At 62.0% G+C, this 13,853-nt stretch carries 14 protein-coding genes; 8 read left to right on the plus strand and 6 right to left on the minus strand.

Features of this window, described 5'->3' with window-relative positions; all coding sequences use genetic code 11:
* The first annotated feature begins 85 nt into the window (after nt 1-85).
* A complete protein-coding gene (locus GL300_RS18775; protein WP_246195249.1) occupies nt 86-2,059 on the plus strand; it encodes a TonB-dependent receptor plug domain-containing protein in 1,974 nt (657 codons plus the stop codon).
* A gap of 2 nt (nt 2,060-2,061) precedes the next feature.
* Here GL300_RS18775 and GL300_RS18780 read toward each other — a convergent pair whose 3' ends face one another.
* The 3 genes from GL300_RS18780 to GL300_RS18790 form a co-directional block, all read right to left on the minus strand.
* The gene (locus GL300_RS18780) at nt 2,062-2,541 is read right to left on the minus strand and encodes a MarR family winged helix-turn-helix transcriptional regulator (protein WP_246195250.1); all 480 of its coding nucleotides are present in this window, start codon (nt 2,539-2,541) and stop codon (nt 2,062-2,064) included.
* Nucleotides 2,542-2,681: 140 nt separating this feature from the next.
* Nucleotides 2,682-2,954, minus strand: coding sequence for a DUF6525 family protein (locus GL300_RS18785; protein WP_155041204.1), 273 nt, complete (start codon nt 2,952-2,954; stop codon nt 2,682-2,684).
* 40 nt (nt 2,955-2,994) lie between these two features.
* Nucleotides 2,995-4,218 carry a GTP-binding protein gene (locus GL300_RS18790; protein ID WP_155041205.1) on the minus strand — a complete coding sequence of 408 codons (1,224 nt, stop codon included), beginning with the start codon at nt 4,216-4,218 and terminating at the stop codon, nt 2,995-2,997.
* A gap of 521 nt (nt 4,219-4,739) precedes the next feature.
* Between GL300_RS18790 and bioB the strand changes: the two genes are divergently transcribed.
* Genes bioB through GL300_RS18825 form a run of 7 tightly spaced genes read left to right on the plus strand, consistent with a single transcriptional unit; the run spans nt 4,740 to nt 10,702 of the window.
* The gene (bioB, locus tag GL300_RS18795) at nt 4,740-5,672 is read left to right on the plus strand and encodes a biotin synthase BioB (protein ID WP_155041207.1); all 933 of its coding nucleotides are present in this window, start codon (nt 4,740-4,742) and stop codon (nt 5,670-5,672) included.
* The gene (locus tag GL300_RS18800; RefSeq protein ID WP_155041209.1) at nt 5,669-6,802 is read left to right on the plus strand and encodes an 8-amino-7-oxononanoate synthase; all 1,134 of its coding nucleotides are present in this window, start codon (nt 5,669-5,671) and stop codon (nt 6,800-6,802) included. The genes bioB and GL300_RS18800 overlap by 4 nt, the downstream gene beginning before the upstream one ends.
* Nucleotides 6,799-7,422: a dethiobiotin synthase gene (gene bioD, locus GL300_RS18805; RefSeq protein ID WP_155041211.1), complete on the plus strand. Its 624-nt coding sequence runs from the start codon at nt 6,799-6,801 to the stop codon at nt 7,420-7,422. Before GL300_RS18800 ends, bioD begins: the two co-directional genes overlap by 4 nt.
* Nucleotides 7,422-8,705 (plus strand): adenosylmethionine--8-amino-7-oxononanoate transaminase, encoded by a 1,284-nt coding sequence (gene bioA / locus GL300_RS18810; protein ID WP_155041212.1) that lies wholly within the window; start codon nt 7,422-7,424, stop codon nt 8,703-8,705. The genes bioD and bioA overlap by 1 nt, the downstream gene beginning before the upstream one ends.
* Nucleotides 8,705-9,322 (plus strand): pimeloyl-ACP methyl esterase BioG family protein, encoded by a 618-nt coding sequence (locus tag GL300_RS18815; RefSeq protein ID WP_155041213.1) that lies wholly within the window; start codon nt 8,705-8,707, stop codon nt 9,320-9,322. Before bioA ends, GL300_RS18815 begins: the two co-directional genes overlap by 1 nt.
* Nucleotides 9,319-10,074: a methyltransferase domain-containing protein gene (locus tag GL300_RS18820; RefSeq protein ID WP_155041214.1), complete on the plus strand. Its 756-nt coding sequence runs from the start codon at nt 9,319-9,321 to the stop codon at nt 10,072-10,074. The genes GL300_RS18815 and GL300_RS18820 overlap by 4 nt, the downstream gene beginning before the upstream one ends.
* Nucleotides 10,075-10,090: 16 nt before the next feature.
* Nucleotides 10,091-10,702 (plus strand): GntR family transcriptional regulator, encoded by a 612-nt coding sequence (locus GL300_RS18825; RefSeq protein WP_155041215.1) that lies wholly within the window; start codon nt 10,091-10,093, stop codon nt 10,700-10,702.
* 113 nt (nt 10,703-10,815) lie between these two features.
* Here GL300_RS18825 and GL300_RS18830 read toward each other — a convergent pair whose 3' ends face one another.
* From GL300_RS18830 to GL300_RS18840, 3 genes are read right to left on the minus strand one after another with little or no spacing between them, the layout of a single operon-like run.
* On the minus strand, nt 10,816-12,321 hold the full coding sequence (locus GL300_RS18830; RefSeq protein WP_155041216.1) for a tripartite tricarboxylate transporter permease: 1,506 nt from the start codon (nt 12,319-12,321) through the stop codon (nt 10,816-10,818).
* A gap of 1 nt (nt 12,322) precedes the next feature.
* On the minus strand, nt 12,323-12,841 hold the full coding sequence (locus GL300_RS18835; protein WP_155041217.1) for a tripartite tricarboxylate transporter TctB family protein: 519 nt from the start codon (nt 12,839-12,841) through the stop codon (nt 12,323-12,325).
* Nucleotides 12,842-12,844: 3 nt separating this feature from the next.
* Nucleotides 12,845-13,816 (minus strand): Bug family tripartite tricarboxylate transporter substrate binding protein, encoded by a 972-nt coding sequence (locus tag GL300_RS18840; RefSeq protein WP_155041218.1) that lies wholly within the window; start codon nt 13,814-13,816, stop codon nt 12,845-12,847.
* Nucleotides 13,817-13,853: the final 37 nt, after the last annotated feature.

Genomic DNA, 13,853 nt, shown 5'->3' on the forward strand with positions numbered 1-13,853 from the left:
AATTGCATGTTTTATCCCGCCATGTTAGGGCCGGTGGATAGCCACGAACCGCGTTCCAAGCCAATCAACCTACAGGAGATTGATAATGGCGCGTGAACGCATTCCGATAACCGTCTTGCTGCTGGCGACCTTGCCGATGCCCGCATTGGCGCAAAGCGAAACCTCTGAACAACAATCCACCGCGGGCGGTGCTATCGTTCTGGACCCGCTGATCATGCGGGCGCGTGACGATGACGGGAATGCTGCAGATCGCGGTACCAGCCAATATGTTGCGGATGCCGAGCTGGACCGGGCCCGCATGGGCGATCTCAAGGATCTGTTCGCGGGGATTGCATCGGTTTCCGTCGGCGGCGCGATCCCGGTGGCGCAGAAGATCTACGTCAACGGCGTGGACATGCTGAACCTTTCGGTCACCGTCGATGGCGTCCTGCAGAACAACCGCATCTTCCACCATGTGTCGGCCAATGCCTTCGATCCGGGATTGATGAAGTTCGTTCGCGTCGATGCCGGGGTCGCGGCCGCCGATGCCGGCCCGAACGCGATGGCCGGTGCCGTGGTGATGGAAACGGTCGATGCCGCCGACATTCTTGCCGATGACCAGAACATCGGTGGCAATGTCCGCCTGTCCTATGCCGACAGTGGCAAGACCTTTGGCCGCTCGGCCACGATCGCCGGACGCCACGACGGCCTTGAGTGGTTGGGCTATCTGAAGGCCGCGACGGGCGATGATTACGAAACCGGCGCCGGTGATACGGTCGCCGGCTCGGCGGCGGATCTGCAAAGCGGCCTGCTGAAGATGGCCTATGAGACCGAAAGCGGGCACCGCGTCGAACTGTCCGGCCAGCGGATGCAGGACGATGCCCTGCGCCCCTATCGCGCGAATTTCGTCGGGGACGGCCGACCGTTCCCCCTGCGCCGCTATGACACGGATCGGCGTACCTACGCCCTGTCCTATGAAAACACCCAGGCCGATGGCATCTGGGACCCTCGTGCCGTCATCGGCTATTCCGAGGTGGATATCGGGGTGGACCAGCCGCTGGAACCCGAGATCGGAACAAGCCGGGGGTTGAACAAGACCCTGTCGGCAACGATCGAGAACCGATTCCAGCTTTCGGACAGCGACAGCGTGGTCGCGGGAATCGACTATTACGACCGCAAAAGCCGCTATCGCGACGCGGTCTCGGGCGACGTCACCGAAAGCGCGCAGAATATCGGCATCTTTGCGCAGGCGCGACTTGAGCCCAGCGACAGGCTGTCGGTGTCGTTCGGCGCGCGCTGGGATCACCAGAATTTCACCGGCACGACCGGATGGGAGGACAGTTTTTCGGGGTTCAGCGGCAATGCCTCGGTCTCATATGCCGTCACCGACGGGTTGAGGCTGCGTGGTGGCGTTTCCTCGGTCTTTGGCGGCGTGACGCTTGAGGACAACTTCATCTTCAATCCGGCATGGGATTACACCGGCCTCAAGGCGGCGCGCGCCGAGAATTATACGCTTGGCTTTGATTATGAGACCGGTGCCGTCCAGCTGGATGGCGAGCTGTTCCTGACAAAGATCAACGACGCGCGGGTCAGCACCTATAGCGCGAACTCCAATGCCGACGCGGAAAGCCGGGGCTTCAATCTGGGTCTGGGTTACGGCTGGGACAACGGCTTCTTGCGCGCCAGCTATTCTTACAGCAAGTTCGAGGTGAACGGGGCAGGCTCGGACAGCTACGCCGCCGTCGATCTGGGCACACCCCTGGGCGGCATCCTTGCGCTGGAGGCGCAGCACAATCCGGCTGGCAGCGCCTTCAGTTTCGGGGGCAGCATCGAGGCGGCGCAGGCCTATGACGACACCAATATGGATGCCGATCAGAACATCCCCGGATATGGCGTCGTGAACCTGTTCACCGAATATGCCGCCCCTGCGGTCGAGGGGCTGGTGATCCGCGCCGAGGTCACCAACCTGTTCGACAAGGAATATGCCGATCGCGCGACCTATGGTCAGGACTATTCCAGCGTGACCCCGCTATATGAGCCGGGCCGCACCGTTTCGGTCGTCGCAACGATGAAGTTCTAGGCTCACCCGTAAAGCCGGTTGAGGTAGCGGACGAGGTCATAGGCCTCGTCCGTTGTCATATGTGGACCGATGGCGGCCTGGATGCGGGCGACATAGACCTGCCAGACGCGGTTCTGCAATCCGACCGACATCTCGGTCAGGTGCAGGTTCTGGCCGCGCCCAGCCCCCGGCACGGATTCGCGCCGGATCAGTCCCGCGCGCTCCATCCGCGCGACATGCCGGGACAGCGCATATTGCGGGATGGCAAGGCGATCCTGCAGGGACAACATCTGCACGCCGTTCTCGCCCGCCTGTTCGACAGCGTAAAGGATCTCGTACCAGATCGGATCGGGTATTCCCAACTCTCGCAGGCTCTTTTCGATCTCGGGCATCAGGCTGCGCTGGACACGCAGCAGACCAAAGAAGACACGGTTATAGGCGATACCCGGATCGTCATCGCCAAATTGCGGCTGGCCGGGGGCTGGCGTTTGGGTGGCAAGCAAAGTGAAATCCTGAACTGGTTGCGTTCAGGATAGGTCACTTCGCGCAGGACGGCGAGTGATGGTGTCCGCTCTTGCAACAGATTCCACGGGCGCTTCATCACTTTTGGACCTCCGGCAGGTGCATGACCCTGCCGGACCGCTCAATCGACGGGATAATGGCGCCCCCAGACCTTGAACGCGTCCCTGCGCAGGGTCTTGCGCTCGGCGGCATCAAGCCTTGCATGCAGCCGAGCCGTTTCCAGACCATCCGCTTTCGCAGCGCGTTTTGATATCCGGACCACCGATCCAGCGCTCCAGGGTAGGCAAGCCTGCGCCAGCCATTGCCGAAGCTCTGCTGGCAGACGGTCGAAATCATCCATGGAACCGGCGCGTGCCTGTTTGCGCAATGAGGTCGCAAGGTTGTTGCGGGGCATTGATCACTTTTCGATCTGGTCGTGGACTGACACGGCGCGGCTATCCATCGCGACGCATGCCCCAGACCGGAAACGGATCGGCAAGATTGGCCCAAGCTTCCGGGTGGAACGCATTTTCCCTGACCAATGCGGCGTCAAGTTCGCGGGTGATCCCGGCCCTGTCCATCCCTGCACCGATGAAGACCAGCTCCTGCCGTCGGTCCCCCCAAGGCTCCTCCCAAAGCTCGACCGCAGCGGCAAGGCTGTCGGTCACTGTCGGCCAATGCTGCTTGGGCACTCCGGCCCACCAGCGTCCAAGCGGGGTTACGGTCGAGATCGCGCCAGCCAGACTGAACTCGGCCACCCAATCCGGCCGGGTTGCGATCCAGAAATGGCCCTTCGCCCGGATCACGCCGGGCAATTCGCCGTTCAGCGCGGCATGGATGCGAACCGGATCGAAGGGACGCCGGGCGCGATAGACGAAGGAGGAAACACCATATTCCTCGGTTTCGGGGACATGATGCGCGAAACCGTAAAGCTCCTTGGCCCATAAGGGATGCTCCTGCGCCTTGTCGAAATCGAACAGTCCGGTATCCAGAATACGCGCCACGTCAACCTGCGAGTAATCGGCCTCGATGACCTCGGCATCCGGGTTGAGCGCGCGCAGGATCTTTCTTGCGTGATCCAATCTCTCGGGCCCCGCCGCGCCGACCTTGTTCAGGACGATGACATTGGCGAATTCGATCTGGTCGGTCAGCAGATCGACCAGCGTTCGTTCATCCTGCCCTCCCAGACTTTCGCCGCGTTCGGTCAGGAAATCATGGCTGGCAAAATCGCGCGTCAGGTTCGCCGCATCGACAACCGTCACCATCGTGTCCAGACGTGCCACATCCGAAAGGCTGGTGCCATCCTCGTCCCGGAAATCGAAGGTCGCGGCAACCGGCAAGGGCTCGGCAATGCCCGTGGATTCGATCAGCAGGTAGTCGAAACGTCCTTCCCCGGCCAGACGGCGCACCTCGTGCAGCAGGTCATCGCGAAGCGTGCAGCATATGCAGCCATTCGTCATTTCGACCAGTCTTTCCTCGGAGCGAGACAGCTCAGCCCCGGTCCGGATCAGATCGGCGTCGATGTTCACTTCGGACATGTCATTGACAATCACCGCCACGCGGCGGCCCTGCCGATTGTTCAGAACGTGGTTTAGCAGCGTTGTCTTTCCCGCCCCCAGAAAGCCCGACAAAACGGTAACTGGAAGCCGAGGTGCACTTGTTCCGGGTATCCTGTGCATGTTCGCCCTTTTCGAAATGTAATAACATTACATTAAATAAATGAAGCTGCCTCCGGTATGCAAGCGACTTCTGGGGGGACTATCCCTCAGGGGCGCGGCCCCCACATTCCAACCTCGACGACGGCGCGGATCGAGACCGCAGAAACCCGCGAGCTTGCCGCTCCTGTCGCGCGCGACCATGGACGTGATGTCGCAATGGCCATCATCCCTAATCCGTGCGGGATATCTGCGCAGGAAAAGGGTCGGAACTTATCGGTGCGCTCGCGGGTGGTGAGTAGATCCATCTTACAGGTCGTTCAGAGCGAACCCGTGGCTCTGTCTGACGGAGTTGACGACTTTTCTATATTATAGATAATTTTGAATGATCACTACCAAGCTAAAATCCAGCTCGCATCCGAACATGGCATTGTTATTAATTAATATTTCTCTCAAACCACCAATCAGAATGATAGATAGTTTGTGAAATTGCACTTCGCGACAAAGCCCTGTCTCCTCTCTGGAACGGTGAAGGAGGCGCGCACATGCAGCAAAAAGCCAGCATTATCTATAATCTGCCCTTGATGGACCTGCTCTATCGCGCCCAGACGACCCATCGGGCGCATTTCGATCCTAATCGCATCCAATGCGCCAAGCTGCTTTCGATCAAGACCGGCGGCTGTCCCGAGGATTGCGCCTATTGTTCGCAATCGGCACGCAATGGGGCACAGCTCAGCGCGTCGAAACTGCTGGAGGTCGAGAGGGTTCTTGCCGAGGCGCGCAAGGCCAAAGAGGCGGGCGCGACGCGTTACTGCATGGGTGCGGCATGGCGGTCGCCCAAAGAGCGCGACATGCCAGCCGTGATCGCGATGGTCGAGGGGGTGAAGGCCATGGGGCTGGAAACCTGCATGACGCTGGGCATGCTCGACGACCGTCAGGTTGTGCAACTCAAGGCGGCGGGTCTGGATTACTACAACCATAATATCGACACCTCCGAGCGCTTCTACCCCTCGATCATCACGACCCGCAGCTTTGCCGAACGCCTCGACACCATCGATCGCGTGCGCAGCGCCGGGATCAATGTCTGCTCGGGCGGGATCATTGGCATGGGCGAAACGGCCGAGGATCGGATCGCCATGATCCAGATGCTCGCCGATCTGCCTGAGCCGCCGAAATCCATTCCAATCAATATGTTGATGCGCATGGCGGGGACGCCTCTGGCGGATGTGGCGCCGCTTGATCCGATCGAAATGCTGCGCACCATTGCCACCACACGCATTCTCGCGCCGCGCTCATATGTGCGCCTGTCGGCGGGACGAAGCGAGATGTCGGATGAGTTGCAGGCCATGTGCTTCTTTGCAGGGGCCAATTCGATCTTTATCGGGGATACGCTGCTGACGGCCGATAACCCCGATGCAAGCAAGGACGCGCAGCTATTCGCCAAGCTTGGCCTGATGGCCGAAGAGCCGCGCGCATGACCGCATTCCCCCGCCATGCCGAACGCCTGTCGGTCCTTGATACGGGTCGGCGTTTGCGCAGCCTTGTGCCGGCCGCCGGTCTCGACTTCGCCTCGAACGATTATCTGGGACTGGCCGGGTCGGATGTGCTGCGCATGGCGGTCACCGATGCTTTGGAACGGGGCGTGCCGGTCGGGGCCACGGGATCGCGGCTGCTACGTGGCAACCATCCCGAGCATCTGGCGTTGGAGGCCGAGGCGGCGCAGCTCTTTGGCGCTCAGGCCGCGATTTACATGGGGGGCGGTTTTCAGGCCAACCAGGCGATCTTTGCCACCCTGCCAATGTCCGATGATCTGGTGCTGTACGACGCGCTGATCCATGCCAGCGCACATGAGGGGTTGCGCCTTGGCTCGGCGCGGGCCGAGGTGTTTCGCCACAATGACGCGGACGACGCCGAACGGATCATCTCGGCCTGGCGGCTGGCCGGCGGGCGCGGGCGGGTCTGGATAGCGCTTGAGACCGTCTATTCCATGGAGGGCGATTTCGCGCCCTTGGACGATTTCGCCGCCGTGGCGGCCCGCCGCGATGCGGTGCTGGTCCTTGATGAGGCCCATGCCACGGGGGTTTATGGCACCCTTGGTCGGGGGTTCGCAGCAGGGATCAGGGATGTTCCGACGGTTGCGCTGCACACCTGCGGCAAGGCCCTTGGCGCAAGCGGTGCCCTGATCTGCGCCGATCGCGCGCTGATCGACACCCTGATCAATCGTGCGCGACCCTTTATCTTTGCCACAGCGCCCTCGCCCTTGATGGCATCTGCGGTCACCCGGGCGCTGGCGCATCTGCGGGGCAATCCCGAATGCATCCAGATGGCGGCAAGACTGCGCGCCCATGCGCATGAAGCCGCGCGTGGACTTGGGATCGAACTGCCGCCCAGCCAGATCCTGCCCATTGTCATCGGTTCCGATGAGGCTGCGCTACGGGCCGCGCGGCATCTGCAGGACCGGGGCTTTGACGTGCGCGCGATCCGCCCGCCGACCGTCCCCAAAGGCACCGCACGGCTGCGCATTTCCATTACCGGTGGCGTGGGCCCCGACGATATCGACGCGCTCTTCGCCATGATCGGTGACCTCAAACGGAGGGATTTCCAATGACTTCGGCCCTGGTCGTGACCGGCACAGATACCGGGATCGGCAAAACCATCTTTTCGGCTGGCCTGACCAAAGCCCTGAATGCGCAGTACTGGAAGCCGGTGCAGGCCGGGCTTGAGGAAGAGACCGACAGCCAGATCGTGGCGCGGCTGAGTGGACGTCCCGTCCTGCCCGAGGCCTATCGTCTGAAACGCCCGGCCTCGCCGCATCTCGCTGCCGCAGACGAGGGTGTCGTCATAGACCCCGCCCGCCTGCAATTGCCTGATGGCGCGGGCCCCTTGGTCGTCGAAGGGGCTGGCGGGGCCTTGGTCCCGCTGCATGAGGGGCTGCTATACGCGGATCTCATGGCCCGCTGGCAGGCACCGGTGATTGTCGTCGCGCGGACCGGATTGGGCACGATCAACCACAGTCTGATGACGATTGAAGCCCTGCGCGCGCGCCGGGTCAATCTTCTTGGCATCGCCTTTGTCGGTGACGAAATGGCCGACAGCCAAGCCATCATCTGCCGGATCGGGCAGGTGCGCAGCCTTGGCCGCCTGCCTCGGCTTGGGACCCTGACACCCCCCACGCTGGCGGCAGCTTTCGGCGGCATCGACCTTGCCACCATCCGGGAGGCGCTGTGATGGAAGCGCTGAGCTTTGAGCGCCAGCATATCTGGCACCCCTATAGCGCGATGAGCGCGCCGAGCCCGGTGCATCTTGTCGACAAGGCCGAGGGCATCTGGCTGCATCTGGAAAACGGCGGCAAGATGATCGACGCCATGTCGTCATGGTGGTGCGCCGCCTATGGTCACGCGCCCGAGACCCTGGTTGCCGCGCTCAAGTCGCAGGCCGACCGGATGCCGCATGTGATGTTTGGCGGGCTGACCCATCAACCCGCCATCACGCTGACACGCAAGCTGGTGGCATTGCTGCCCCACGGGCTGGATCGGGTCTTTTATTCCGACAGCGGCTCGGTCGCGGTGGAGGTTGCCGTCAAGATGGCTGTGCAGGCGCAGATCGCGGCGGGTCATCCGGCCCGCACGCAGATCGCCACGGCGCGCGGCGGCTATCACGGCGATACCTGGAAGGCGATGAGCCTCTGCGATCCCGAGACTGGCATGCACAGCCATTTCGGCCGCGCCGTCAGTGCCCAGCATTTCGTGCCAACGCCGCCTTTGGTGTTTGATGACGAATGGCTGGACGAACCCAAGCAGAATGGGCTTGCCGAGGTCGAGGCGCTTTTCGCCCGCCATGGCGCGGATATCGCGGCCTTCATCATTGAGCCTGTCGTGCAGGGCGCAGGCGGGATGCGCTTTTATCATCCCGCCTATCTGCGGGGATTGCGCGCACTTTGCGATCATCATGGCATCCTGCTGATTTTCGATGAGATCGCGACGGGCTTTGGCCGGACGGGCGCAGCTTTCACGATGGATCATGCAAGCGTGCGCCCGGATATCCTGTGCCTCGGCAAGGCGCTGACCGGCGGCATCATGAGCTTCGCCGCCACCATCGCCACGGCCGACGTGGCCGAGCGGATCGGACAGGGCAATCCTGCCGCATTGATGCACGGCCCGACCTTCATGGCCAACCCTTTGGCCTGCGCAGTCGCTGGGGCAGCGCTTGACCTTTGGCGGTCGCGGGACTGGTCGGCCGAGGCGCGCCGGATCGGGGTGCAATTGCGTGCCGAGCTTGCCAGCGCTGCGACCTACCCGACAGTTGCGGATATACGTGTTCTGGGCGCGATCGGCGTTATCGAAATGAAGGACCCGCTGCCCATGGATAGGGTCCATGCCTTCTGCGCCAGCGAAGGGGTCTGGCTGCGTCCCTTTGGCAGGCTGCTTTATGCGATGCCGCCCTTTATCACCCAGCCCGAAGATGTCTCGCGGATCACGGCGGCGATGCTTGCCATCGCAAGGGGGCTGTGATGCGCCAGACATGGCTGCGTCGGGGGCAGGACCGCAGCCTCATCCTTGTATATTCGGGATGGGCGGTCGGGGTGACGCCGTTCCTGCACCTCATCGGAGATAGCGACGTTCTGGTGCTGGACGATTACCGCGATGAAATCCTGCCTCACGCGCTGCTCGCGCCCTATGCACGGGTTCGGGTCCTGGCCTATTCGCTGGGCGTAACGGTGGCCGCACGGCAGCTTGCGGCGGTGACGCCCGACCGCGCCGTGGCGGTTTGCGGATCGCCCTACATTGCCCATGAACGCTATGGCATCGCCCCCGAAATCTATGCCCGCACCATGGCCGAAGTGACGCCCGCGGCCCTTGATCGCTTCGCCCGCCGCGCAGGGGTGGCATTGCCAGCGGCCCCAGACGTGGCCGCGCTGCATGAGGAGCTGGCGCTGATCGCCCGACGCCCCGCCGCAAGCCCTGCCACGGGCGATGTGGGCTTTGACTGGGTATTCGCGGGTCGTCGCGACCGTATTTTCACGGCCCAATCCATGCGGTCCGTCTGGGCGGGGCGTCAGGTCTCGTGGCTTGAAACCGGTCACAACCCGTTCCCGATCTGGCAGGACTGGGAAGAGATTTTCGCATGACCCTTGCCCGTATCGGCGCGGCCTTCTCGCGACATCTATCGAGCTACAAGGCCGAGGCTCAGGCACAGCGTCGGATCGCCCGGACTTTGCTCGAAGACCTGCGCCCATTCGTGCCCCCTTGCCCGCGCATCCTTGAGGCAGGGCATGGTTCGGGCTTTCTTACCAGCGGGCTGATCACGTTGGCGCCACGGGTCTTCTGGCTCAACGATCTTGCCGCACCACTGCCGGACCTGGCATGGACATTGCCACCAGTGCGACTGGCCGGGGACATTGCGCAGCTGGCGTTGCCGCAGCGGCTCGATCTGATTGCCAGCAGCTCAATGCTGCAATGGATACCGAACCCCGAACAGTTGATCCAACGCTTCTGCGACGTGCTTGCTCCGGGCGGGATTCTGGCCATTTCCAGCTTTGGCCCCGAAAATTTCCCCGAACTCGCCGCACTGGGGTTGCCACCGGGCGCGCCCTCTTATCGCAGTGGTGCTGCATTGGCTGCGGCGCTGCCCGCGGAAATGGAGCTGCTTGCCGCGCGCGACGACGCCATCCCTGTGCATTTTCCAACCGCGCAGGCCCTGTTTGCGCATCTGCGGGCGACCGGGGTAAACGGGCTTTTGGGCGGGCGGCTCAGGCCTGCCGCGCTCAAGGCCATGATGGCACGGATGAACCGCGAGGGCGATTTGACTTTGACCTATCGTCCCTCCTATTGCTTGGCCCGCAAGTCGGGTCAGACCGGCGTTACCCGGAAGCAGGTTTAAAGGTCAGACGCAGGCAATGGCGCATGTTCCGTCCCCAGATGTCATCGCCGCCGAACTGACGCGCCGCATCGTGCGGGGCGAGCTTCTGGCCGGTGAAAAGCTGCGGCAAGACTATATCGCGGCGGAATTCGGTGTCAGCCACGTCCCGGTGCGCGAAGCGCTGTTGCGGGTGGTGTCAAAGGGACTGGCCGTCTCGCAGCCACATCGCGGCGTGCAGGTGGCGCCGCTTGATCCGTTGGCACAAAAGGAACTCAAGCTCATGCGCCTGGCGCTTGAGCCGATGACGCTGCTGCATTCCGTTCCCAATCTGACCTCCGAGCAGATCCGCGAGGCCGATGAACTGCGCCACGCATGCGATCAGGCCGACAATATCTTCGACTGGGAGGAATATAATCGCGCCTTTCACGCCAAGATCTATGAAGGCTGCAATATGCCCCGCCTTGCCGAGATCGTGGACAACCTGCAGGATGTCGCCGCGCGCTACATCCTTGTCCATTACCGCAATCGGTGGCGCCCCCGTATCGATGCCGACCACCATGGCATCATGGCCTCGATCCGACGCGGCGATGCAAAGGCCGCCGCAGCCATCCTCGACCGGCATCTGCAGAGGTTGAATCTGGCGATTTGATATCACCGGATCGTGCCCGGTTTACGGCCAGCCGATCACGATCTCGGGTTGGCCAAAGACATGATGACTGAAAGGAGTGATTGGAACGCGACCCTGAGCCGCGTTCCAAAGCGTCAGGCGTCGGTGAAGATCTCATCACGAGATTTGCGCATCGACGGCAATACGGCGATGACCAGAGCCACAAGACCGATCAGCAGCAAGAAGGCCGATAGCGGTGAGGTCAGGAAAGTGGTCATGCTGCCATCCGATATGAGCAGCGCCTGACGCAGCTTTTCCTCCAGAAGACGACCCAGAACGAAACCAAGCGCCAAAGGAGCGGCCTCGAACTGAAGCTTGTAGAGGGCAAATCCCAGCAGTCCGAGCACGCCCGCCATCATGACCTGCGCCGGATCGTTCGAGATCGAAAACAGGCCAATGCAGCAGAAGGCAACGATCGCCGGGAAAAGCAACCGGTAGGGCACTTTCAGCAGCTTCACCCACAGGCCGATCAGCGGCAGGTTGATGACGACCAGCATCAGGTTGCCGATCCACATGGACGCGACCAGCCCCCAGAACAGGTCGGGATTGTTCTCGATCACCTGCGGGCCGGGCACGATCCCCTGAATCATCATCGCGCCGACCATAAGGGCCATGACCGCGTTGGGCGGCAGACCAAGTGTCAGCAGCGGGATGAAAGAGGTTTGCGCCCCGGCATTGTTGGCAGATTCCGGCCCGGCGACAGCGGCCGGAACCCCCTTGCCGAAATCTTGCGGTCGATCCGAAAGGCGTTTTTCAAGAGCATAACTTGCAAAAGGCGCAAGGATCGCACCGTTACCCGGAAGCACGCCCAGAACAGAACCAAGCCCGGTCCCGCGCAGGATCGGCCTGATGTTCTCGCGCAGCTCGGCAAGGGTGGGCAGAAGGCGACCGATCTTTCCGCGGACCACATCCCGCTTTTCCGGGTCGGCAAGGTTCTTGAATATCTCACCAAATCCGAAGATGCCCATGGCCAGGACCACGAACTCGATGCCGTCGGTCAGCATGTGCAGACCGAAGGTCATCCGCTCGCGGCCAGTCTCCATGTCGGCACCGACGCAGGACAGCAGAACACCGGCGACGATCATCGCCAATGCCTTGACCAGCGAGCCATGCGCAAGGACAACCGCCAGCACCAGCCCCATGATCATCAGCGAGAAATACTCGGCAGGCCCGAAAAGCAGCCCCAGCTTGGTCATCGGAGTCGCAAGCGCCGCGATGACGATCGTGGCAAAGGTTCCGGCGATGAAGGAGCCGATGGCGGCTAGGCCCAAGGCGAGTCCGGCCTTGCCCCTCTTCGCCATCTCGTGCCCGTCAATCGCCGTGACGACCGCCGTGGCCTCGCCAGGAATGTTGACCAGAATTGCGGTGGTCGATCCGCCGTACTGGGCGCCGTAATAGATGCCGGCCAGCATGATCAACGCGCCGGTAGGGTCCAGTGACAGCGTCACCGGCAGCAGAATCGAGATCGTGGCAACGGGACCGACGCCGGGAAGCACGCCCACCAATGTCCCGATCAGGCAACCGACAAAGCAGAAGAACACATTCTGCAGCGTAAGGGCGACGGAGAGACCCAGTCCCAGATGTTCAATTGTTTCGATCATGTCAGTATCCGATCAGCCAGGGCGCTACAGGCAGCGACAGCCCAAGCGCGTAGCGGAACAAGCCAATGCAGATGGCAGTCAGGATGGCGGCGAAAACGATCAATTCACCGAAGCGCACATCCTTGGCAGCCGCACCGGCAAAAATGATCGACAAGGGTGTCGCGACCGACATGCCCAGAACCGGCACGGCGAATGCACCGAAATCGTAGCCGCGGATCGTGAGCGCGAACAGGAACACACCGATCAACACCGGCAGCATGTCACGGATCGGCCAGCTGCCTGTCGATTCCGGTGTATCCTTCCATGTCACGACGATCTGCACCACGCCCAGAAGCGCAATGATCACCGCGAGAGCCCTTGGCAGAAGCCCCGAACCTATGCCGTCCTGCGTGAAAGACGGCAGGTCAGAACCGGCCCAAAGAGCAAAGAGACCAAACACCACGAGGCTCAGACCGGCCAGTCGTTCACGACCAAGCCATGGGTTCAGCGATGGAGTAGGAGGGGCAACCTCGCGGCTCATGACTTATTCCACCTTGATATTGGCGGCCTTGACGACCTCGCCCCAGCGCTCACGTTCGCTGGCCATGAAATCGGCGAAATCCTTCCCCACCAGATGGGACGGCACGCCCCCGTCTTTTTGCAGGCTTTCCAGGAAGGCGGGATCGGCCAAGGTTTCTGCCGTGGCCCCGGCCAGCTTCTGGCGGACCTCCTCGGGAAGCCCTTTGGGCCCGAGCAGCCCATACCATGCGGTCGCGCTGTATTCGGGCAGCCCGGCTTCGGCTACGGTTGGCAGATCTGGCAAGGCCGGGAAGCGTTCCTTGCCCGTCACTGCCAAGGCGGTCAGAGTGCCGTTCTGTATCAGACCGATCACCGATGGCACGGTCGTTACCATGAAATCGACATGTCCGCCGACCAGATCGTTCACTGCGGGGCCGGCGCCCTTGTAGGGAACATGCTTTAGGTCGACATGCGCCATCTGCCCCATCAGCAAGGTAGCGACATGGCTGGCAGAGGCATTCCCCGCCGAACCGTAAACCAGCCGCTGGCTCTTGGCCTTTTCCAGCAGTTCAGCCATGGACTTGACCGGCAGTCGCGGCCCTACCACGACCACCAACTGGGCGTCGGCGATCATGGCGATCGGGTCCAGCGTCTCGGCCGGATCATTCCGCAGCTTGAAGATATGCGGGTTGACCACCATCGGACCCTGGTTGCCGATCAAAAGTGTGTAGCCATCCGGATCGGACTTGGCGACCACGTCCGTACCGATATTTGCCGCAGCGCCAGGACGGTTTTCGACGATCACACGGCCATCAAGCGCCTTTTCAAGCCGGGCTGCAAACACGCGCGCGATGGCATCCGTACCACCCCCTGCCGCATAGGACACAACCAATGTGACAGGCTTGGTCGGATAGTCCTGAGCGAATGCCGGCAACGCCGATACCGAGATGCTTGCCGCGCCGATGGCAAGCATGAAACGGCGAGTGAATTGGGTCATTTGTCTTCCTCCCTTGAATGAGTCATCCTGCGACGTT

This window comes from Paracoccus litorisediminis (genome assembly GCF_009711205.1).
Lineage (GTDB): Bacteria > Pseudomonadota > Alphaproteobacteria > Rhodobacterales > Rhodobacteraceae > Paracoccus > Paracoccus litorisediminis.

Excerpts from the sequence above, each read along its gene's own strand:
- GL300_RS18775 (WP_246195249.1), top strand. The coding sequence starts at position 86 with ATGGCGCGTGAACGCATTCCGATAACCGTCTTGCTGCTGGCGACCTTG.
- GL300_RS18785 (WP_155041204.1), bottom strand. The coding sequence starts at position 2,954 with ATGCCCCGCAACAACCTTGCGACCTCATTGCGCAAACAGGCACGCGCC.
- GL300_RS18790 (WP_155041205.1), bottom strand. The coding sequence starts at position 4,218 with ATGCACAGGATACCCGGAACAAGTGCACCTCGGCTTCCAGTTACCGTT.
- bioB (WP_155041207.1), top strand. The coding sequence starts at position 4,740 with ATGCAGCAAAAAGCCAGCATTATCTATAATCTGCCCTTGATGGACCTG.
- GL300_RS18800 (WP_155041209.1), top strand. The coding sequence starts at position 5,669 with ATGACCGCATTCCCCCGCCATGCCGAACGCCTGTCGGTCCTTGATACG.
- bioD (WP_155041211.1), top strand. The coding sequence starts at position 6,799 with ATGACTTCGGCCCTGGTCGTGACCGGCACAGATACCGGGATCGGCAAA.
- bioA (WP_155041212.1), top strand. The coding sequence starts at position 7,422 with ATGGAAGCGCTGAGCTTTGAGCGCCAGCATATCTGGCACCCCTATAGC.
- GL300_RS18815 (WP_155041213.1), top strand. The coding sequence starts at position 8,705 with ATGCGCCAGACATGGCTGCGTCGGGGGCAGGACCGCAGCCTCATCCTT.
- GL300_RS18820 (WP_155041214.1), top strand. The coding sequence starts at position 9,319 with ATGACCCTTGCCCGTATCGGCGCGGCCTTCTCGCGACATCTATCGAGC.
- GL300_RS18825 (WP_155041215.1), top strand. The coding sequence starts at position 10,091 with ATGGCGCATGTTCCGTCCCCAGATGTCATCGCCGCCGAACTGACGCGC.
- GL300_RS18830 (WP_155041216.1), bottom strand. The coding sequence starts at position 12,321 with ATGATCGAAACAATTGAACATCTGGGACTGGGTCTCTCCGTCGCCCTT.
- GL300_RS18835 (WP_155041217.1), bottom strand. The coding sequence starts at position 12,841 with ATGAGCCGCGAGGTTGCCCCTCCTACTCCATCGCTGAACCCATGGCTT.
- GL300_RS18840 (WP_155041218.1), bottom strand. The coding sequence starts at position 13,816 with ATGACCCAATTCACTCGCCGTTTCATGCTTGCCATCGGCGCGGCAAGC.